Below are 20,982 nucleotides of genomic sequence, written 5' to 3' on the forward strand. Positions count from 1 at the left end.
GTGATGCAGACTTTGAATACCACCCTGCTGATCATCGGCGGCGGCCCTGGCGGCTATGTGGCGGCGATCCGTGCCGGGCAACTGGGCATCTCGACCATCCTGGTGGAAGGCCAGGCGCTGGGCGGTACGTGCCTGAACGTTGGCTGCATCCCGTCCAAGGCGTTGATCCATGTGGCCGAGCAGTTCCACCAGACCCGCCACCACAGCCAGGGCTCGGCCTTGGGCATCACCGTTGCGGCGCCCACCCTGGACATCGGCAAAAGCGTGGAGTGGAAGGATGGCATCGTCGATCGCCTGACCACTGGCGTCGCCGCGTTGCTCAAGAAGCACAAGGTCCAGGTCATTCACGGCTGGGCCAAGGTGGTCGATGGCAAGACGGTCGAGGTTGGCGACACCCGCATCCAGTGTGAACACCTGCTGTTGGCTACCGGCTCGAAAAGCGTCGACCTGCCGATGCTGCCGGTGGGTGGACCGATCATTTCTTCCACCGAAGCCCTCGCCCCGTCTTCGGTGCCCAAGCATCTGGTGGTGGTCGGCGGTGGCTACATTGGCCTGGAGCTGGGCATTGCGTATCGCAAGCTTGGCGCCGAGGTCAGTGTGGTGGAAGCCCAGGAGCGGATCCTGCCGGCCTACGACGGTGAGCTGACGCAGCCGGTGCACGAAGCGCTCAAGCAATTGGGCGTGAAGCTGTACCTCAAGCACAGCGTCGAAGGTTTCGATGCCCAGGCCAATACCTTGAAGGTGCGTGATCCCAATGGCGACACCCTGAGCCTGGAGACTGACCGGGTGCTGGTGGCCGTCGGTCGCAAACCCAACACCCAGGGCTGGAACCTCGAAGCGCTGGACCTGGCGATGAACGGCTCGGCAGTGAAGATCGACAATCGCTGCCAGACCAGCATGCGCAACGTCTGGGCCATCGGCGACCTGAGCGGCGAACCGATGCTCGCCCACCGGGCCATGGCCCAGGGCGAGATGGTCGCCGAGCTGATCGCTGGCCTACATCGCGAGTTCAACCCGACCGCCATCGCGGCGGTGTGCTTCACCGATCCGGAAGTGGTCGTGGTCGGCAAGACGCCGGACGAGGCCAACGCTGCCGGACTGGACTGCATCGTTTCGAGCTTCCCGTTCGCCGCCAACGGCCGGGCCATGACGCTGGAATCGAAAAGCGGTTTCGTCCGGGTCGTGGCGCGCCGGGACAATCACTTGATCGTTGGTTGGCAAGCGGTTGGCGTGGGGGTGTCGGAGCTGTCCACAGCGTTCGGCCAATCCCTTGAAATGGGCGCGCGCCTGGAAGACATCGCCGGCACCATCCACGCCCACCCTACGCTGGGCGAGGCGGTGCAGGAAGCAGCCTTGCGGGCGTTGGGGCATGCGTTGCACTTGTAATAGCCGTGGGTGAATAACTTGTGGGAGCAAGCCTTGCTTCCACAATCCCTCACAACGACCGCAGGGCTGTTTTCAGCTGCAGGATTCATGTAACAGGCTGCGAAACACCCCCGGAATGAAGTATTGTTGTCCCCATTCAAAACGTCAGAAGCCTTGAACCGTTTCGACGGTTGTCAGGAAATAGAGGGTGTCATGGGTAACGAGAGCATCAATTGGGACAAACTGGGCTTTGACTACATCAAGACCGACAAGCGCTACCTGTCGCACTGGCGCGATGGCGCCTGGGACGCGGGCACCCTGACCGACGACAACGTGCTGCACATCAGCGAGGGCTCCACCGCCCTGCACTACGGTCAGCAATGCTTCGAAGGCCTGAAGGCCTATCGCTGCAAGGACGGTTCGATCAACCTGTTCCGCCCGGACCAGAACGCCGCCCGCATGCAACGCAGCTGCGCCCGCCTGCTGATGCCGCACGTCGACACCGAGCAGTTCATCGAGGCCTGCAAGCAAGTGGTCCGCGCCAACGAGCGCTTCATCCCCCCGTATGGCACTGGCGGCGCGCTGTACCTGCGTCCGTTCGTGATCGGCGTGGGTGACAACATCGGCGTGCGCACCGCACCGGAGTTCATCTTCTCGATTTTCTGCATTCCGGTCGGCGCCTACTTCAAGGGCGGCCTGACCCCGCACAACTTCCTGATCTCCAGCTTCGACCGCGCCGCCCCGCAAGGCACCGGCGCCGCCAAGGTCGGTGGCAACTACGCCGCCAGCCTGATGCCCGGCTCCCAGGCCAAGAAGGCCAGTTTCGCCGACTGCATCTACCTGGATCCGCTGACCCATTCGAAAATCGAGGAAGTCGGCTCGGCCAACTTCTTCGGCATTACCCACGACAACAAATTCATCACCCCCAACTCCCCATCGGTCCTGCCGGGCATCACCCGCCTGTCGCTGATCGAACTGGCGAAATCGCGCCTGGGCCTGGAAGTGATCGAAGGCGACGTGTTCATCGACAAGCTGTCGGATTTCAAGGAAGCCGGCGCCTGCGGTACCGCAGCGGTGATCACGCCGATCGGCGGCATCAGCTATAAGGACAAGCTGCACGTGTTCCACAGCGAAACCGAAGTCGGCCCGATCACCCAGAAGCTCTACAAAGAGCTGACCGGCGTACAGACCGGCGACGTGGAAGCGCCGGCGGGTTGGATCGTCAAGGTTTGATCAAAGCCCCCTGGGCACTTGAGGGCTTTTTCGTGGCGAGGGGATTTATCCCCGCGGGGTTGCGAAGCAACCCCCATGTACTTGGATGAGCCACAAAAACCATGCGAGCGCTTCGCACTCGAGCGGGGCGGTGCTACGTTTCGCTGAATCCTCTCGCCACAGGGTTGCTCACCTGAGTAAAAAGCCCACCGCTGTCCTTGCAGGGGTGGGCTTTTTTACATCTTCTTTCAGTTACTCCCGAGGCAAACCGGCCATCGCCCCCAACGCTGGCGAAACCAGCCGTAACCGCTGACCAGCAGTATTTCGCTCGATACCAACGCCGCGCCAACGATAAAGTTCGGCTCCAGCGGCTCGTCCTCCCGCACCGGCATGCCTGGGGTGAGTTCGTCTACGCCTACAGCGGCGTGATGGAAATCGAGATCGCCTGGCACCGTTACCTGGTTCCGCCGCAAGATCCCTCGTTTTTTGTTCAGCGCAGGTCCATTGCGGGCGCGAGCCTGCCCGCGAAAGCGCCAGTGGACTCAACCTCCGTCTCGGGACTGATCCCAAACCGCGCCGCCATCTCCCGCTGCCCAGTGACGGTCAACCCCAGCGCCCGGCTGTCCAGGTCCTGGATTACCCATTTGCGCTTGATCGCCACTTGCAGCAACGCCGCCCCCAAGGCACCGCCCAAGTGCGGCCGGCGCATGCTCCAGTCCAGGCATGGGCAGGCGAACCGGCGTCGTTGGGCCGTCAATGCCTGCGCATCAATGCCCAAGCTTTCAAACAGCACCTCACCCGATTCACTCAGCCGATAACCCTGCCCTTCTCCATCGAGCAACCACCCGGCTTCGAGCAAGCGGTCGTGCAGCCGCACCGCCAGGGTGCCGGCCATGTGGTCGTAGCAGGTGCGGGCAAACTGCAGGCGATCCGGCGTGCGCGGCGTGAACCTCGGCGCGGCGTTCTGGCCTATCACCATCAATGCTTCGAGAGCTTCGGCGACGTGTTTATCGGCGAGGCTGTAGTAACGATGACGACCTTGCACGTGCAAGCGCACCAGGGCCAACTCCTTGAGCTTCGCCAGGTGGGCGCTGGCGGTGGAGGTGCTGACCTCGGCGATGCTCGCCAGCTCCGTACTGGTGCGGGCGTGGCCGTCCATCAGGGCGCAGAGCATTCGGGTACGGGCCGGTTCGGCAATCGCCGCGGCCACCTGGGACACTCCAACATCGTGTTGCTCTGCGCTCATATTTCGCTCCCGGACGAATCAAGCCATGCGTGGACTGGAGAGAGTAGCAGCACTTTCCACTCAAACGAGGCCTCCGTCATGGATCCGATCACCGCCGCGACACATACCGATCCCTACCCTTACTACGCGACCCTTCGCGCCAGCGGCGGGCTGAGCTTGCACCCAGGATCGAACCTGTGGATCGCCAGCAGCGCCGAAGCGGTGTGTGCCGTCTTGCATCATCCCGACTGCCATGTGCGCCCCGCGAACGAGCCGGTGCCGAAGGCGATTGCCGAGGGTCCAGCGGGCAAGGTATTCGGGCAATTGATGCGCATGAACGAGGGTGAACGACAACGCTGCCCAAGGGCGGCGATTGCGCCGAGGTTGCAGGATATCGATCCCCGCGAGGTCGAGGCATTGGTCCAGGCGCGTTTGCTCAGGAACGGCGCCGAGGGTGTACACCAGGCGCAGTTCATCGGCCCCGTCAGCGTGGTGGCGCAATTGCTGGGTTTCAACCCGACGGACAGTCATCTGGTCAGCGAGCTGACGGGGGATTTCGTCGCCTGCCTGTCGCCGCTGAGCCAGGCGAGGCAACTGGAAGCCGCGCACCGGGCCAGCGAACAACTGACCAGGCTTTTCCAGGAGCGGATCGTCGCGCAGGACAGTCGGTTGTTGAACGGGATATGCCAAGGCTTGGAAGACGTGGATCCAGACAGCCGGATCGCCAACCTGATCGGCCTCCTTTCGCAAACCTATGACGCCACGGCCGGCCTGATCGGTAATGCGTTGCTGGCGTTGATCCGTGATCCCACCTTGCACCACGCCCTTCGGGATGATCCCTCGCAGATCAGCCTGTTACTGGCTGAAGTCCAGCGTTTCGACCCTGCGGTGCAGAACACCCGACGCTTCATTGCCGCCCCGTGCGAGATTCTCGGCGCTGCGCTGAAGCAGGGCGACGCTGTGCTGGTGCTGCTGGCCTCGGCCAACCGCGACCCACAACTCAATCCACAGCCCGACACCCTGCTGTTGGATCGCCCGAATCGGCGCAGTTTCAGTTTCGGCAGCGGCCGCCACGAATGTCCAGGCCAGGCCCTGGCAATGGAGATCGCCCGCGCGACCTTAAGTGCAATCCTGGAAGCCGAGCCGCGCCTGGATCAGTTGGCCTGGCACCACCGCCCCTCCGTCAATGGACGCATCCCATTGTTCAGCGACCGACCATAAACGAAAGCACCCTCAATCATCCCGCGTCAGGACTTCCAGCAACTCGATTTCAAAGATGAGGTCGGCGTTGGGCTTGATGTGGGCGCCCATGGACCGTTCACCATAAGCCAGGTGGGCCGGCACCAGCAGCTTGCGCTTGCCGCCCACCCTCATGCCCATCAGCCCCATGTCCCAGCCCTTGATGACCCGGCCCGTGCCGATCACGCATTGGAACGGCTTGCCGCGGCTGTAGGAGGAATCAAACTCCGTACCGTCTTCGAGGGTGCCGCGATACTGGGTGGTAATCAGCGCGCCCTTGACTACGCTTTTGCCATCGCCCTCTTCCAGGTCGATGATTTGCAGCGCTTCAATCATGGTGTTATTCCCGTGAGATCAAGGCGCGGGGTTTTCGCAGAAATTTGCGCGACAGGCAACCTTTTGCGGCAAAGGGAACCGCAACGACCACTTCGGTTCACATGGGTATCGACCCTGCATTTCAGATAAGGATGTTCTGATGATCGACTCTCGCCCGCTCCACGGCTTCATTCCGCCTTACATTCTCAATCGCATCATCGCCCATGGCTCCGAACAGCAACGTTCCAGCGCCCTCGGCACCCTCACTCATGTCAAGAACCTTCGCCACAACCCAGGCCCGCCCAGCAACCTACCCGCTACGGCCAGGCTCCCCAAGCCCGGCGAGGCCGGCCAACCAACGCGCAGCATCCACGACGCCCAGAACGGCATGGAACTGCCGGGCCAGCCAGTGCGCCTGGAGGGCCAACCGGCCACTGGCGACCCGGCGGTGGACGAAGCGTACGACGCCCTCGGCGCGACCTATGATTTTTTCTGGCGAGTGCTGGAGCGTGACTCCATCGACAACAAGGGGTTTGCCCTGGTCGGCAGCGTGCACTACGGCAAGGACTACGAAAACGCCTTCTGGAATGGCGCGCAGATGGTATTCGGCGACGGCGACGGCGAGATCTTCCAGCGCTTCACCCGCTCCCTCGACGTGGTGGCTCACGAATTGGCCCATGGCGTCACCGAGAGCGAAGCCGGCTTGATCTACGCCAACCAGTCCGGTGCGTTGAACGAGTCGATTTCCGATGTGTTCGGCGTGCTGGTCAAGCAATTCGTACTGGGCCAGACCGTCGAGCAGGCCGACTGGCTGATCGGCGCCGACCTGCTCACTGACAAGATCAACGGTGACGGCCTGCGCAGCATGTCCAACCCCGGCACGGCCTACGATGACCCGCTGCTGGGCAAGGATCCCCAGCCGGCGCACATGCGCGAGTTCGTCATCACTCGCGAAGACAACGGCGGCGTGCACATCAACTCGGGCATTCCCAACCGGGCCTTTTATCTGGTGGCAACCGCGCTGGGCGGATTCGCCTGGGAAAAAGCCGGGCGAATCTGGTATGACACGCTGTGCGACCGGAAACTGGCCAACGATGCGTCCTTCAGTGCCTTTGCCCGCCTGACCGTCGAGCATGCCCGCCAGCGCTTCGGCGAGCGCGAAGTCAGGGCGGTACAGGAAGGCTGGGCACAGGTGGGCGTCGACCTGAACGAGGAGAACGGATGAAAAACCTTCCAGACCTAGGCGACAAAGCAGTCGTGAAGCTGTCGCGCCAGGGCGGCGTCGCGGCGATCCACGCCTTGACCAGGCCCCGGGAAATCGAGTTCGCCCAATGCGACCTCGACCAACGCACGCGCATCTGCTCGGTGCTGGAGGGGTGCTTGCCACTCACCTCCTCCACGCCCGGCCGGGGCGACCAGCGTTATTTCCAGATCGAGGTGCGCTACCGGTCCAACGACCACGACGACGAGATGGTGCTGCAGGTGCCCGAGGACCAGGCACCTGGCGAATTGGTTCATTTGTGGGATAAAGGCGAAGTGCTTTAGCGTGTTGCCGGAACGATCTTGACGATAGCGCCGGACACGGTTTCGATCAGCAGGTATTTATCATCGATGTGCACCCATTGCTGTTCTTTGGTCGGCTGCTCGAGTTTTTTCTGCTTCCAGTCCTTCATTGCCCTGTCGGCACGCTGATAGTCCGCCGGAACGCGGTCGTTTTCCACCAACCGGCGGCCATTGCTCGGCGAATGCTCCAGGGCGTCTCCGGTTTTCTCGACGGCTTGCGCGACTGGCCCAAAGGCTCCGAGGCCGGCGACCAGGACAAGGCTGGCGATGAGGGTTGGTTTGCGCATAAAAAACTCCAATTAGTCCAAGGTACTGAATCTGGGACTTCGGCGGCGGCGAATCATTCCTTTTTCAATAGGACTGGCACAATCCGTGGCGAGGGAGCTTGCACCCTCGCCACGGATTGTGCCTGGCATGGCATAGTGATGAGCCTTGGCCCAACACCTGCCGGACGGACCCACCATGAGCACCACCCCCTCTTCCCCTGCCCTCAAGGAAATCTTCAACAGCGCCCGTCTCGAACATATCGCCACCGAAACGCGCGCGGTGTACCCAGCCTTCGATGCCAAGGCGTTCCTGGACATGGCCAACGATGGGCTCGCGCAGTTGTCGGTGATGCAGCGCATGGCGCGAGTCAGCGAATGCCTGCATGCGGTCCTGCCCCTCGATTACGAAGCTTCGCTGCAAGTCCTGCGTGCCCTGGCGCCCCGGCTGAACAGCATGTTCGTCAGCATGTTCCTGCCGCACTACGTGGCGTCTTACGGTCGACATGCCTTCGAATCCTCCATGGACGCGCTCAAGTACTTCACCCGGTTCGGTTCTGCGGAGTTTGCCGTGCGGCATTTCCTGCGCGATGACCTGGCGCGCACCCTCGCGGTCATGCATGACTGGGCACGGGACGCCAACGAGCATGTGCGCCGTCTCGCCAGCGAAGGCAGCCGCCCGCGTTTGCCATGGTCGTTCCACCTGGAACCGATCCAGGCCAACCCGGAACTCACCGCCGCGATCCTCGAAACGCTCAAGGCTGACGACAGCCTGTACGTGCGAAAATCCGTCGCCAACCACCTGAACGATGTGACCAAACAGCATCCCGGCTGGGTCCTCGACCGCATCGAAAGTTGGCCGCTCCAGGACCGCCACACCGCATGGATCGCCCGGCATGCCCTGCGCAGCCTGATCAAGCAAGGCAATCCTCGGGCGCTGGCGGTGATCGGAGCAGGTGGCAAGGCGCAGGTCGAGGTCTCGGACCTGCAAGTGCTGCCGGCAGTGATTCGCCTGGGCGAGCAAGTCACGCTGTCGTTCAAGGTGCAGTCGACGCTTCCCGAGAACCAGCGTTTGGTGATCGATTACGCCATCGACTACGTGAAGGCATCCGGCGGTACGTCGGCCAAGGTATTCAAGCTCAAGACTTTCGACCTGCCAGCCCTGGCGTGCGCCAATCTCAGCCGCTCCCAGCACATTCGCGAGCTGACCACGCGCCGGCACTATGAGGGCCGGCATGCGGTGCATGTGCTGATCAACGGCGAGCGGCTGGGCAGCACCGCGTTCGACATCGTCCCCTGAGCAGCCGCCTCAGGCGATTGCCATGCGCGGGAACTGGCGGATGCTGTTGAGGAAATGCTCGGCGGGCTGCGGATGCCCCAGCAGATAGCCTTGCAATGAATCGCAGCCCAACTGGGTCAGGAAGTCCTGCTGCACGTCGGTTTCCACCCCTTCGGCGACAATCCGCAGGCCCAGGGCCTGGCCGAGGGCGACGATGGCCGAGACGATGGCCGCGTCGTCGCTGTCGTGCTCCAGGTCACGGACGAAACCGCGATCGATCTTCAATTCGTTGGCCGGCAAGCGCTTGAGGTACATCAGGCTCGAATAGCCAGTGCCGAAATCATCGATGGACAGGTCCACGCCCATGTCCGACAACTGCTGCAACACCGTCATGCTCGCGTCCGCGTCGCTCATGGCGGTGGTCTCGGTGATTTCCAGGGTCAGGCTGTTGGGCGGCAGGTGGTGCGTCTCCAGCGCCTTGGCGACGCTCTGCACCAAGCCTGCGTGACAGAACTGCAACGCCGAGAGATTCACTGCGATGCGCCAGTCGGTGTAGCCCAGCACGTACCATTCGCGCATCTGCCGGCAGGCTTCGTTGAGCACCCATTCGCCGATCGGAATGATCAACCCGGTCTTCTCCGCCAGGTCGATAAAGGTGTCGGGCATCAACAGGCCCTGGGTCGGGTGGGTCCAGCGCAGCAATGCCTCGGCGCCCACCGGACGCCCCTTCGCGGCGTCGAACTTGGGCTGGTAGTGCAGGCTGAACTGCTTCTGTTCGACGGCGATGCGCAAATCCTGCAGCAATTGCAGTTGCTTGCGGGCGTTACTGTTCATCGAGGCGTCGAAAAAGCTGTAGCCGTTCTTGCCGGCGCCCTTGGCGTGATACATCGCCGCGTCGGCGTTCATCAGCAACTCGTCGGCGCTCTGGCCGTTACCGGGGTAGAGCGCGATGCCGACGCTGGCGGAAATCTGCAAGTCGTGGTCGGCGACCCGGAACGTACGACCGATCAGCCCGACCTGACGTGCTGCCAGGCGCAAGGCGTCGTCAGGCTCGGCCAGTTGCACCAGCAGCACGAACTCATCGCCGCCGATCCGCGCCAAAGTGTCCTGGCTGCGCAAGTCTTCACGCAGGCGCAAGGCGACGTCCCTCAGCAGCAGGTCGCCCATGTGGTGGCCAAAGGCGTCGTTGACCGGTTTGAAGCCGTCCAGGTCAATGAACATCAAGGCGAAGCACCCGCCCTGCTCCTGCACCCGGTGCATGGCCTGGCCGATGCGGTCCGCCAGCAACACGCGGTTGGGCAATCCCGTCAGCGGGTCGTGCAAGGCCAGTTGGGTCAGCTCGCGATTGGCCTGCGTCAGGGACCTGGCCAACTCAGCAGTACGGGCTTCCAGGCGTGCGTCGAGGATTGAGGTCAGCAAGGCAATCGCCAGCACGGCCAGGGTGGTGATCAGTACCAGATTGTCCAGGCCCTTGCCGCTCAAGCCATCGAGGGAGCCGCAAAAACTGCCCTCGCTGAATTGCGCCGCCGCCATCCCGGTGTAGTGCATGCCGACGATGGCAACACCCATCACCACCGCGGCACCGGCGCGGGCCAGGCGTACATGGGGCGTGTTCTGGCGAAGATGAAAGGCAATCCACAACGCTGCCGCGCAGGCCACCACGGCGATCAACAAGGAGGCGCCGAACAACGTCGGGTCATAATCGATGCCCGGCTGCATCCGCAACGCGGCCATGCCGGTGTAATGCATGGCACTGATGCCGGTGCCCATCACCAGCGCGCCGAACGCCAACTGCCAGGCCCGCAGTTGGGGCTGGCTGACCAACCACAAGGCAAAGCCGCTGGAAAGAATGGCGATCAACAGCGACAGTGCGGTGATCGCCACGTCGTAGCCAAGCTCCACCGGCAACGTGAAGGCGAGCATGCCGATAAAATGCATCGACCAGATGCCCACGCCCATCGCCAGCGCGCCACCGGCCATCCAGAAATGCTTGGCGCGGCCCTGGGCCGTGGCGATACGCCCAGTCAGGTCCAGGGCGGTATAGGACGCCAGGATGGCAACAAACAAAGAAATCGAAACGAGAGCAGGTGAATAGCTACCGATTAGCATGGGTTTTTCTCGTGACCAGAAGGCCGTACTGCGTCCATGCCCGGTTGAAAAGTCGGCGATTGTACACAATCGGTACGGCCGTGCACGGACCGCACATCAAAAAGCCATCATCCTTGGAAAAATTGCGACGAAAGACACTGGGTTCTTAACGACCGGTGGTTTGTGGGAGCAACTGTCGCGGATGATTCATACTTCGAGCCTCGCCACGCGACAGTGAAGCCCCATGCCACGTCTTACCCGCACCCATCCGCGACTCTCCCTGGCCACCGTCATCGGCCTGGCAGCAGGCCTGTTGATCCCGACGGATTCGATCATCAGCAATATCCTTATCGGCTGGAACACCGGGGTCTGGAGCTATCTGCTGCTGATGTTCTGGCTGACGGTGCGGGCCAAGGCGCCAGATGTGAAGCGCATCGCCGAAATGGAAGACGAGAATGCCGGGTTGGTGCTGCTGATGGTCTGCATCGCGGCACTGGCGAGCCTGGCGACCATTACCTTTGAACTGGCCGGCAGCCGCGAGCTGCAAACCGCCGACAAGTTGCTGCATTACGGCGTGACCGCGTTGACCGTGATCGGCTCATGGTTGTTGATCGGGGTGATCTTCAGCGTTCATTACGCCCGCTTGTTTTACACCTGGAACGGCAAGGAGCCGGCCCTGCGTTTTGCCGAGGGACTGACGACACCCAACTATTGGGACTTCCTGTACTTCTCGTTCACCATCGGCGTGGCGGTGCAGACCTCGGACGTGGGGGTTGCCACGCGGCAGTTGCGCAAGATTGTGCTGGCGCAGTCGTTGATCGGGTTTGTGTTCAACACGGCGATATTGGGGTTTTCGATCAATATTGCGGCGGGGTTGTTTGGGTGACTTGTTTTGGGGCCACGTTGTGGCCCAGCGGGAGCAAACTTCCACGGTGTCAGGCTTCAGGTGTCGGCAGCCACAGCCTGAAGCGTGCCCCTCCTAGCGGCGAATTCTCGACCGTCAGCGTGCCGCCCTGGGCTTGCAGGGCGCGGCGGCTGATCGCCAGGCCGAGGCCGAAGCCGCCGGTGGCGCGGTCGCGGCTGCGGTCCAGGCGATAGAACGGCTCGAACACGCGCTCGCGCTCGCTGTCCGGAATGCCGATGCCGTCATCGTCGACCCAGATTTCACACCCCTGTTCGCTGACCAGCACACCGACCTGTATGCGCTTTTCACAGTAGCGCATGGCATTGCGCAGCAGGTTCTGCAAGGCGCGGGCGGTGAGGCGCGGGTCCAGCACAAAACGCTCCAGCGCCCCGTGCAGCAGCACGTCGATCACCACCTCCGGCGCGGCCAGGTCTTCATCGAGGCTGCCGAGGATGCTGTCGATGAACTCGTCCAGCGGCACTTCGACCCGCTCCGGCAAACACTCCGGGTTTTGCAGACGACTGTAGGACAACAACTCCAGTACCAACTCGTCCAGCTCACGAATGTGCGCCACCAACCCTTGCAGGCGCTCGCGGCTGGCCGCTGGCATGTCCTCCGACAACGCCAGGGCCAAGCCGAAATCGAGCCGGGTCAGCGGCGTGCGCAGTTCATGGGATACGGCATTGAGCAGGTCCCGCTGCTGGTTGAGCAGGTTCTCGATGTCGCCGGCCATGGTGTCGAACACATGGGCCAGGCTGCCGATGTTGGAACTCGGCGCGATCTTCGTACGCTCACTTAAATGTCCCTTGCCGAAACGCTCGGCGGTGAACTTGAGGCGCTCCAGATCACGCCAGTGCGGGCGTAGCCAGAGCAGCAGGCAGGCCAGCATCGTGGCGCCGATCAGCACATTGATGCTCCAGTAGAGCCAACTCACGTCCGCCGGGTCGGGCGGGACGATCATCTTTACCGCCGTGCGCTCGTCCAACGGCGCCGCCGCGAGGGTGCGCCAACCCCAGTCGCCGATGCGCACCACGTTCTCGCCACGCTTGAGGCGCGCCTGCTCGGTGTCGGTGAAACCCGTGTCCTCGGTGGTCGCCAGCTCGATGCGCAACGGCTCGAACTCCTTGTCCATCTGCGCCGCCAGCGCCGGCCATTGCTCGCTGGGCACGGCGCGGAACTGCTTGACGATCAAGGTTTGCAGCCCACGGGAATAATCGAGGTTGTACGCCTGGAAACGCTCATGAAACAGGCGGATCACCAATTCCGGCATCAGGTAGATCGCCGCGCTGTAGGAAACGATGGTGACGAGATAGAGACGAATCAGCAGCTTCCACATCGATCAGCATTCCCACTCGGAGCGGCTGAACAGGTAGCCCTTTCCCCAAACGGTCTTGATCTTGCGCGCCTCGCCGGCGTTGTCGTCGAACTTGCGCCGTAGCTTGGAAATGGCCACGTCCACCGAGCGATCGGTGCCATTGAACTCGATGCCGCGCAGGCGTTGCAGGATCTGATCGCGGCTCAGCACTTCGCCTGAATGCCGGGCCAACACCACCAGCAGGTTGTACTCGCCACTGGACAGCTCCACCGGTTGGCCGCGCCAGGTCACCGTGCGCTCGGACAGGTCGATGCACAGGTTGCCCATGACGATGCGGTCGTTAACGGTCTGCGGTTCGGTCAGGCTGCTGCGCCGCAGCAACGTGCGCACCCGAGCGAGAAGCACCCGCGGCTCGCAGGGTTTGGTGACATAGTCGTCGGCGCCCATCTCCAGGCCCAGCACCTGGTCGTGGCTGTCGTCCCGGGCGGTGAGCATCAGGATTGGCAACGTCGCCGAATCGGCCCGTAGCAGGCGGCAGACCTGCAAGCCGTCCAGCCCCGGCAGCATCAGGTCGAGAATCACCAGGTCCGGCGGATTGGCCCGCGCCCGCTCACGTACGTGATCGCCCCGGTTAAGCACGCTGACGTGATAGCCGTTGCGCTCCAGATAGCTGGCGATCAGTTCGCAGAGGGCGGCGTCGTCTTCGACGAGGAGGATGTTGGGCATAGGTGGGTCCGCTAAGTGCTGTGGCGCCTGGCAGGGCCTCATTGCGAGCAAGCTCGCCTCCACACAGGTCTTCGGTACGGCGCAAAAGCACTGTGGGAGCGAGCTTGCTCGCGATGGCGACATATCCGGCGCAGGAAATCTCAAGCCGCCAAGGATATACGCCCTCGTCCACCCATGAGCAAAACCCTTACACAATTTCACACACGCCCACGGCGTTATATCGCAAATAAAGAAATGCCCCGACATTTGTCGAGGCATTTCAATTCAACCCAAAGCAGGAACCATTACTTAGAAGAAATAGCTCACCCGCAGGCTCCCGCTCCAATCCTGGCTGACCGTTGTCCCCTTGCTGCCGCCGACCTGACCCGACACCTGCCAGTTACGCTGAGCTGGCGTCCACTTCAAGCCCGCGCCGTATTCAAACGCGGTACTGGCACGGTCGTCATCGAAGCTGTCATCGTTGATCCGGACTTCGTTGGTCTTCACGAACTCATGGTTGACGCCGGCCGACAGGCTAGGCTCCAACAGGCTGCCGTTGTCGAGACTGATTACGCGCCCGCCCCTTACGCCGACATTTCCCTGCACGGAGCGCATGGTGTCGGCCTTGACCTCAAGGCCGTTGTCGAGTCGATAGCTGTCGCTCTGGGTCACGCCCATCGAGACCCGCACCTGTGGCTCGATGAAGTAATCATCTTGCAAGCGAATGTGCTTGCCCACAGCCACCGAACCGCTGGCACCCAGCGCCTTGTAATCACCCTTGGAGCGCGTCCCGTCGCTCATGGTCACCCTGGCCTTGTTGTTGAACTGGTTGATCTTTGCCATGGCATTGACAAATACACCGCTCTGGACGTCGAAGGTGCTGCCGTAAACCCCGAAGTTCACGCTGTCGACCGTTGCGCTGGACCCATAACGCAGGTCCATGTTGGTGTGGCTGGTACCCACGAACCCACCCAGGACCCATGCGCGATCACCGATATCCACCAGGGTATCGGCGCCGCCGGTGATTCCGTTCTGGTTCTGCGAATAGCCATCACCATAGGCATTATCGACGCTGTACTGATTGCCGTAGGTGCGTATCCAGACACTGTTACTCAATTTGCTGTCGTTATCGGTGGCCGAACGCATCGACGCATCGGGCCGTGCGCTGAGCCCTCGGTCACCGATCTGGTCATTGAGCATGTTCATCTCGGCGTTCAACACGCTGCGAGCACTGCCGGCCAAGGCCAAGGCAGTATTGGTGGACGGGCTGACGGTGTCTCGGTCGGGATTGAGGTACAAACCTTCCCCGTCCTTCTTCAACCGATAGACGAACGTGCCGGCATCGACTGTCTCACGACCACCCAGCGAGAAACTCGCGTCGCCAGCAGCGATGTTACCGATCTTGACGGCTTCGGCACTGGTTGGGGTAGTTCCCGTTGCGGAGACAAGTAATTGATGTTGGCCACTGGCGGTACCGGTCACATTGAGGAAGTCCGTGGTGCCGTTCCCCAGGTCGGTGCCCATGACAAAGGTGCCGTTACCGGACAGCTCGCCGATATTCAATTGTTGGAATTGCTCATTGGTGCCCATGCGGACCACACCACTGCTCAGACCGAGGCGCTGCACGGTACTGTCACCCGTCATCACCCATTGCGCCGCATTGTTGATATTCAAGTTACTGGAGTTGGTGATCTGGCCGGTCAGCACAGATCCGTTATTGAGCAATACGCTACCGTTGGCATCCGAGAGGACGTCGCCGGTCATCTGGCTGTTGTTGTCCAGCTTCAGGTCGAATACGTTTTCCACGTTACCGTTGATCACCGAGCCGTTATTCAAATTAACGACCGCTCCCGTACCCGCAACGGCCAGTACGTTGCCGTTCAGCGTACTGTTGCTGTTGAGGTTGGTGTTGGTAACATTTTGCAGATTGCCTTCAAGGGAAGAGCCATTCTGCATCAGCCACGACACGGTGCTGCCGGTGTCGGCAATGATGTTGCCGCGTAACGCGCTTGCATCGACATTGACATTGACGGTGGAGCTATTGGCGGCCTGCAACAGCGTCCCGTTACCACCGTTCAACTGCGAGCCATTGAGCACGTTGATATTCGCAACAGCACCTGGCGCACCGAAGGAGCCGACGACGATTGCCGAGCCCGTGCCCCCCGTTACGAGTGTACTGTTCAATGTCACCGTACTGGAATTGACGCCCGTAATGTCCACGCCGACTTGTAGGCCGTCCTGCCCACCGGTAATGGTACTTCCGGTCGCCGAAAGCGTGGCCCCTTCCAGCCGAACGCCATAACTGGTGGCGCCGGTGCCACGCAAGGTCGAGTCGTTGACTGTCAGGACGCTGAAGCCCACGGCATCTGCACCGCCGATAACACCGCTAATGGTGCTTCCGCCAGTAACCGTGGCACTGGAGGCGGTCGGAGTATTGACGTTGCGCCCCAACAACAGGCCCATGCTGTTAGTGCTGGTAATGGTGCTGGCATCGATAGTGGCAGCGCTGTCGCTAAGGGCGAGCCCCCCCCTTCCCGTCGAGCTCGTCACAGTCGCACCAGACATCGCGACGTTGGAGCCCTCGCGGGCTTCAATCCGCTCACTCTGCCCACCATTGAATACGACATTGGCATTTTCCGAACGGATCGTGAGCGCGTTGGCACTATTTATCGTTAATGTTCCGCCCTGGGACACAGCCCAGGCTTCTGGCGCCGGAGGATTGGTGACCGTTGCACTTTCGCCGGGAACAAGAACTCTGGCATGAACTGCAGGGGTACCGACAAGTAATATGGCGAGCAGGCATCCCGCCTTCTTAGGTGTTATAAACAATGGTAAATCAGACATAAGCACTCCGGACGACAAGCTTCAGGAAACCTTTCGCAAAGACAAAAAGTCATTAAAAAACGTTCGCTAGACTAAACAGCAACCAGAACGATAGATGTCGGAATTTCCTTCATGAGAAGTAGGATTAATCCGCTTATAAGGACTGTCATAACAGCTCGCCGGGCCAACAGTATCGCGAGAGAGCCTGTCTCTCCCGCGACACATACCTCATGATGTTTTAGGGAGCAGCAACAGCCGCTGTCCTGTCGCAATACTCGAAACTGTTCGAGATGTTATCCATCTGCTTGATGATGGGGATCGAGCTTTGCGTACCACTAATATTGGCGGTGTACCAGTACTTGCCATATGCAACTGTATTGCGGAATGGCTGCGCAAGTTTAAATACTGCAGCATCGGCAACGGTAGCGACATCGGGTGTAGCGGCGTCCAGAATAGTATGCGAGTTTGAAACATCCGTCCCCGTGATGAGATTAGTTCCAGCGGCATCCGTATAAGCGGCAAAATGTACCGTAATGATCGTGCCCGTTGGAAGGTTGGTTGGATCTTTAGGAATCGTCATTGATAAAGTCCAAGTGGCAGTCGTAACAGGCTGAAGCATCGCAAAACACTCTATAAAGTCCCTGACGGCAGGATTGCGAACCCTGATAATTGGGGGCTGTAGATCAATCCTCCGCCCTTGAACAGTGACTGTTTGGGAAGGCGATCTAATTACATTTTTGTCGATCCCTGTTTTCTGCCGCGTCCAGTGAGCGAGCACGGAAGGGGTGGGAAGCGCGGCTATGACAGTCGCCAAAATAGGCACTTCAAATTCGTCCGCGTTATTAAAAGGTGAAAAGTCGCCCACGAGCTGATTATTCACATAACACTTGACCGTTTCCGATGGCGCGATAGGCGGATCCGTCAGGGCGAGCACCACTTTAAACTTACCGGCTTTGTCGCGATCTCCTGGTTCAAGCACGTTGGGCGTCTGGGATTGCCCCGTTACTACAGGCAACTGAAATGCTGGGTTGGTCAGGTCAGGCAATTCCGGATATAGCCCACCTGGAGGATAAAGATCCAACCAGAAATTCAGAATAGGAGAAGCAAATGCCGTTATTGGCGTCCCCCTTTCCAATTCAACATAGGCTCTGACTTCCATGGGATCGGTTGAGGCACCAAAAATATCGGCCAGCCCATTATCATAAGGAATTGGGAAATTCAAATCGACATCGGCAAGGGGTTGGGGGCCAAACACTATATAATTGGTCTGGTTACCTGGCTCATCAATGTAAAACTTAATTTGGTCACCGGGTTCCGCATTATCGATGGGTAACCGCTCGACGATACCCAACACTCCGCTGCCGGCAAAATCATCGAGGTATATGGCTGTCGCCCCGTCCGGATCAGTGACCGGGACTAAAGGACGCTTATTCAAGACAGGATCCAGCGCAAGCGCCAACGTCAGCACGGCGGCGGACGTTGAGCTCGCACTTCTGTTTCCAGGGAGGTCCGTCCAGAAATAATGGATGTTGACGCGCCCGTTCGGCAGCCCTCGTAATTCGCTGCTCGCTACCGTAAAAGCGCCAGTAGCACCGACTGCTGCGTTAAAGACCTCAAGATCCACACCGCCTGCAGTAAGATGGACCTCTAGCACATCGTCCAAACGACGCAGCGGATAGGCGACATTGACCGTAAACTCCAAATTTGCGTTAGCAGCCAGCCACGCTTCGTTGATGGTTCTCAATGCATCCGAGGGCCCATTGGTCAAGGTCGGTGTAGGTGCAGGCGGGCCTTTTCTTCGCGTTGGGAACTTGACTTCGAACGGTGCCGTTCGGTCTATGTTGAACTCCACGACATTTGACGGATCATCGACGCCTCCGCTCCCTTTATACATAATCAACTTAACCTGCCAACGGGTAGGCTCCGGGGGCTGGGCATCCTCGGTAAAATCATCCGCTGGAAACTCAATAGGTATGGTGCCCGAAGGCCGATCAGCGATATCCCCAAGTTCTACCGTGTATTTAGGATCCCCAATATCTCCTCCTGCCTTGGCATAATACAAATCTACGTTATCGAGATTGTCTTCGTCCAATGGCCGCGTTAATTTCACAATAAGTTTACCGGACTCCAAAACAACAATCGGAATTGACTCATCCGCCAATGTATCGACAGCGATATCTATTGAAGCAATACCCGAATGCGTCGAGATGGGGCGCGGTTTCGGAGGAAGTAATTTCATAGCCATTTCAGTGTCTCCAGTTGCATTAATATTTGAAGGACCACTTCCACCAGATGTAGCCCTGTCTATTTTTACCACCCCTTCACTTGACTCCGCCACGAGCCGCCCCCCTTGGAATATCTGATAAACAACCACGGCAGAGTCATTATTAAATAAACGACTAATGTATGATTCAAACGGAACAACCAAATCAAATCCATTTGCTATGTCTTGTACTTGAAGCGTCCGTTCCCAAACACCGAAGGTTCCAGGCACTGGCGGACCGCTGCCATTCAGGCTTGAATAACCTTGCCATTGAACCTTTGCCTGATCCCCTGGCAGCGCAATATTGGTCAAACTCGGCACTCTGATCGTAGCGCCACTGGTCATCGGCGGATCGCTCCGATTATTCAAATAGCCCCAGTCATTTGCCTGAGGGAAGCTTGGTTCGTCCAATATGATGAGTGGCGTATGATCTATGGTGAGTTGTCTCTTGGGAGAGGGATCATCAATGCCGCCTGAAGCCTTCCATATCTTATAGTAAAGATGTGCCACGCCATCATTTTTCAAATGCTGAGGTGTCAAATCGAAGTATAAAAAAACGTCACTCAACGGTACTGGATAAAGCTTTTCATACAGATTTGTCTCTTGTCCATTTTGAACCCAAATAATCCAGAGCTCATCTTTGGGCTCCGGGGCCGGCCAATACGGAATAACAATTTTAGTCCCTAGCTGTAAAATGTCGCGAGACACATGACCTTCCAGATCATTATCATCTACGCCTTCCACCGTGAGGGGCTTCGCCAGAACTCCGCCACCAGCGCTTTGCACGTGATTTTCTTCTAACGAAGCCATCATGATCACCTTGTCAATGACTTGAATCGAAGTCTTCGAAACCCGTAAGGCTATTTAGCGCCCGGCGATAATTATTTCCTACTGTCAGATCTGACAGGTAACAGCGCCGTTCATCCGATAAACAAGAGAACCGAGGCTTGATTAAACGGAGGAAGGAATCAAACAAATTACGAGGGGGGAAGGCCCCTTGATAGCGGACGAGCCCCTCTCCGTTACCAATGGATCAGAATGGGATCAGCGCTAACTTAATGGTTAGACAGAAGCATCTACTAGCCGCGTGGCGCAATCTGCAATCCGTCCACAAGCAACGGCCAGTTGCCTCTTGTCAACCACCAACCCAATCCGAATATGCCCCGCCGCACTCTGCCCGAACGCCTCCCCCGCCAGCACCGACACGCCATAACCGTCCAGCAGCCGCTCTGCAAATGCCTGAGCTGCCAAACCGGTCTCGCGTACATCGACCATCACGAACATGCCGCCGTCGGGCCGCACGGGTTTGAGGCCGGGGCAGTTTCCAAGCGCTGCGCACACCAAATCCCGACGCTGGCGATATTCCTCACGCATCCGCGCCACTTCAGGCAGGTCCTGCTCCAACGCAACCTGGGCGGCGCGCTGAACGAAGTCGGGCAGGCCGAACAGCATGCACAGCGACAGGTTGGACAGATGTTCGGCAAGGGATTCGGGGCCGATGGCCCAGCCGATGCGCCAGCCGGTCATGGCGTGGGATTTGGACAGGCTGTTGATCGTCGCGGTGCGCTCGGCCATGCCCGGCAGGCCGGCCGGGCTGATGTGTTGGCCTTCGTAGAGCAGATCGCTGTAGACCTCGTCACTGATCAACCACAGGTCATGGTCGATGCACAATTGCGTCAAGGCTTGCCAGGTGGACAGCGGCAGGCTGGCGCCGGAGGGGTTGTTGGGGCTGTTGATGAGCATGGCGCGGGTGCGCGGGGTGATCAGCCGGGCGACATCGTTCGGCTGGACGCGGAAGCCATTTTCCGGCGTCACCGCCACCGGCACCACTTTCGCCCCGCAGGCACCAAAGACAGCTTCGTAGGTGACGTACATCGGCTCGGCGACAATCACTTCATCGCCGGGGTCGAGCAGGCATTGCGCGACGGCATAGACGGCACATTGCGCGCCGGGCAACACCGTAACGTGCTCGGCGCCCACCGGTTGGCCGCAGCGCTGTTGGTGTCGCCGGGCGATGCTGGCGCGCAGCGAGTGCAGGCCTCGGGTATCCGAATAATGGGTGTCACCCGCCCGCAAGCTGGTGACGGCGGCTTCGACAATGGCCGGCGGCGTGTCGAAATCCGGATCGCCCACCGAGAGCAACAGGACTTCCCTGCCCTCCTCGCGCATGGCCAGCGCCCGGTCATGAATTTCCCAGGCGGCGGCGCCGTCACCGGTGATGCGTTGGGTCAAGGCTGAGAAGCGCATGTGTTTCTCCTGTGGGCGCGGTGTCCGGTCTCAACCCTATCTCAATCAATCACAGATGCCAGTCAACGGCTGCAAATGGGTACGACCTGTCAGGTCTGACAGTAGCACCAGCGCACCGCCGTGCCATTTAATCGAGGGGCAATATCTGCGCACCGTCAATGACAAACCGCACAGCG

Annotated in this window: 16 protein-coding genes and 1 pseudogene; 8 read left to right on the forward strand and 9 right to left on the reverse strand. The window is 60.0% G+C overall.

What is annotated here, in order from left to right; translation table 11 throughout:
• The first annotated feature begins 3 nt into the window (after positions 1-3).
• From lpdA to VQ575_RS15975, 3 genes and pseudogenes are all read left to right on the forward strand, one after another.
• Positions 4-1,386 carry a dihydrolipoyl dehydrogenase gene (gene lpdA / locus VQ575_RS15965; RefSeq protein WP_325917932.1) on the forward strand — a complete coding sequence of 461 codons (1,383 nt, stop codon included), beginning with the start codon at positions 4-6 and terminating at the stop codon, positions 1,384-1,386.
• A 192-nt stretch (positions 1,387-1,578) separates the two neighbouring features.
• Complete coding sequence (locus VQ575_RS15970) at positions 1,579-2,598, forward strand: branched-chain amino acid aminotransferase (protein ID WP_039589333.1); 1,020 nt, start codon at positions 1,579-1,581, stop codon at positions 2,596-2,598.
• A gap of 362 nt (positions 2,599-2,960) precedes the next feature.
• Positions 2,961-3,050 (forward strand): annotated as a pseudogene (locus tag VQ575_RS15975) (AraC family transcriptional regulator); the annotation flags it as partial.
• 17 nt (positions 3,051-3,067) lie between these two features.
• Here VQ575_RS15975 and VQ575_RS15980 read toward each other — a convergent pair.
• Positions 3,068-3,823, reverse strand: coding sequence for an ArsR/SmtB family transcription factor (locus VQ575_RS15980; RefSeq protein WP_325917933.1), 756 nt, complete (start codon positions 3,821-3,823; stop codon positions 3,068-3,070).
• A gap of 78 nt (positions 3,824-3,901) precedes the next feature.
• Here VQ575_RS15980 and VQ575_RS15985 point away from each other — a divergent pair, with 78 nt between their 5' ends.
• Positions 3,902-5,023, forward strand: a complete 1,122-nt coding sequence (locus tag VQ575_RS15985; protein ID WP_325917935.1) for a cytochrome P450 — start codon at positions 3,902-3,904, stop codon at positions 5,021-5,023.
• Positions 5,024-5,035: 12 nt separating this feature from the next.
• Here the strand turns inward: VQ575_RS15985 and VQ575_RS15990 are convergent, their stop codons facing one another.
• Positions 5,036-5,377, reverse strand: coding sequence for an FKBP-type peptidyl-prolyl cis-trans isomerase (locus tag VQ575_RS15990; RefSeq protein ID WP_039589322.1), 342 nt, complete (start codon positions 5,375-5,377; stop codon positions 5,036-5,038).
• 139 nt (positions 5,378-5,516) lie between these two features.
• On the opposite strand from VQ575_RS15990, the gene VQ575_RS15995 reads away from it, so the two are divergent.
• Both VQ575_RS15995 and VQ575_RS16000 read left to right on the forward strand, forming a co-directional pair.
• Entirely contained in the window at positions 5,517-6,581 is a 1,065-nt protein-coding gene (locus VQ575_RS15995; protein WP_325917936.1) for a M4 family metallopeptidase, read from the forward strand.
• Complete coding sequence (locus tag VQ575_RS16000; RefSeq protein ID WP_039589319.1) at positions 6,578-6,901, forward strand: protealysin inhibitor emfourin; 324 nt, start codon at positions 6,578-6,580, stop codon at positions 6,899-6,901. The genes VQ575_RS15995 and VQ575_RS16000 overlap by 4 nt, the downstream gene beginning before the upstream one ends.
• Here the strand turns inward: VQ575_RS16000 and VQ575_RS16005 are convergent.
• Positions 6,898-7,206, reverse strand: coding sequence for an RcnB family protein (locus VQ575_RS16005; RefSeq protein ID WP_039589318.1), 309 nt, complete (start codon positions 7,204-7,206; stop codon positions 6,898-6,900). The genes VQ575_RS16000 and VQ575_RS16005 overlap by 4 nt on opposite strands.
• Before the next feature lie 175 nt (positions 7,207-7,381).
• Between VQ575_RS16005 and VQ575_RS16010 the strand changes: the two genes are divergently transcribed.
• Positions 7,382-8,482: a DNA alkylation repair protein gene (locus VQ575_RS16010; protein WP_039589316.1), complete on the forward strand. Its 1,101-nt coding sequence runs from the start codon at positions 7,382-7,384 to the stop codon at positions 8,480-8,482.
• A 9-nt stretch (positions 8,483-8,491) separates the two neighbouring features.
• Here the strand turns inward: VQ575_RS16010 and VQ575_RS16015 are convergent, their stop codons facing one another.
• Entirely contained in the window at positions 8,492-10,570 is a 2,079-nt protein-coding gene (locus tag VQ575_RS16015; protein ID WP_039589315.1) for a putative bifunctional diguanylate cyclase/phosphodiesterase, read from the reverse strand.
• Between the two features lie 223 nt (positions 10,571-10,793).
• On the opposite strand from VQ575_RS16015, the gene VQ575_RS16020 reads away from it, so the two are divergent.
• Positions 10,794-11,435 carry a DUF1345 domain-containing protein gene (locus VQ575_RS16020; protein ID WP_039589314.1) on the forward strand — a complete coding sequence of 214 codons (642 nt, stop codon included), beginning with the start codon at positions 10,794-10,796 and terminating at the stop codon, positions 11,433-11,435.
• 49 nt (positions 11,436-11,484) lie between these two features.
• On the opposite strand, the gene VQ575_RS16025 is transcribed toward VQ575_RS16020, so the two are convergent.
• The 5 genes from VQ575_RS16025 to VQ575_RS16045 form a co-directional block, all read right to left on the reverse strand.
• Positions 11,485-12,789, reverse strand: coding sequence for an ATP-binding protein (locus VQ575_RS16025; protein ID WP_039589312.1), 1,305 nt, complete (start codon positions 12,787-12,789; stop codon positions 11,485-11,487).
• A gap of 3 nt (positions 12,790-12,792) precedes the next feature.
• Complete coding sequence (locus VQ575_RS16030; RefSeq protein WP_030141219.1) at positions 12,793-13,494, reverse strand: response regulator; 702 nt, start codon at positions 13,492-13,494, stop codon at positions 12,793-12,795.
• A 288-nt stretch (positions 13,495-13,782) separates the two neighbouring features.
• On the reverse strand, positions 13,783-15,936 hold the full coding sequence (locus VQ575_RS16035; RefSeq protein WP_152668424.1) for an autotransporter outer membrane beta-barrel domain-containing protein: 2,154 nt from the start codon (positions 15,934-15,936) through the stop codon (positions 13,783-13,785).
• A gap of 598 nt (positions 15,937-16,534) precedes the next feature.
• Entirely contained in the window at positions 16,535-19,369 is a 2,835-nt protein-coding gene (locus tag VQ575_RS16040) for a hypothetical protein (protein WP_325917937.1), read from the reverse strand.
• Positions 19,370-19,621: 252 nt separating this feature from the next.
• Positions 19,622-20,806, reverse strand: a complete 1,185-nt coding sequence (locus VQ575_RS16045) for a pyridoxal phosphate-dependent aminotransferase (RefSeq protein ID WP_039589308.1) — start codon at positions 20,804-20,806, stop codon at positions 19,622-19,624.
• Between the last annotated feature and the right edge of the window lie 176 nt (positions 20,807-20,982).

The organism is Pseudomonas frederiksbergensis, assembly GCF_035751725.1.
In the GTDB taxonomy this organism is placed as follows: Bacteria; Pseudomonadota; Gammaproteobacteria; order Pseudomonadales; family Pseudomonadaceae; genus Aquipseudomonas; species Aquipseudomonas frederiksbergensis_A.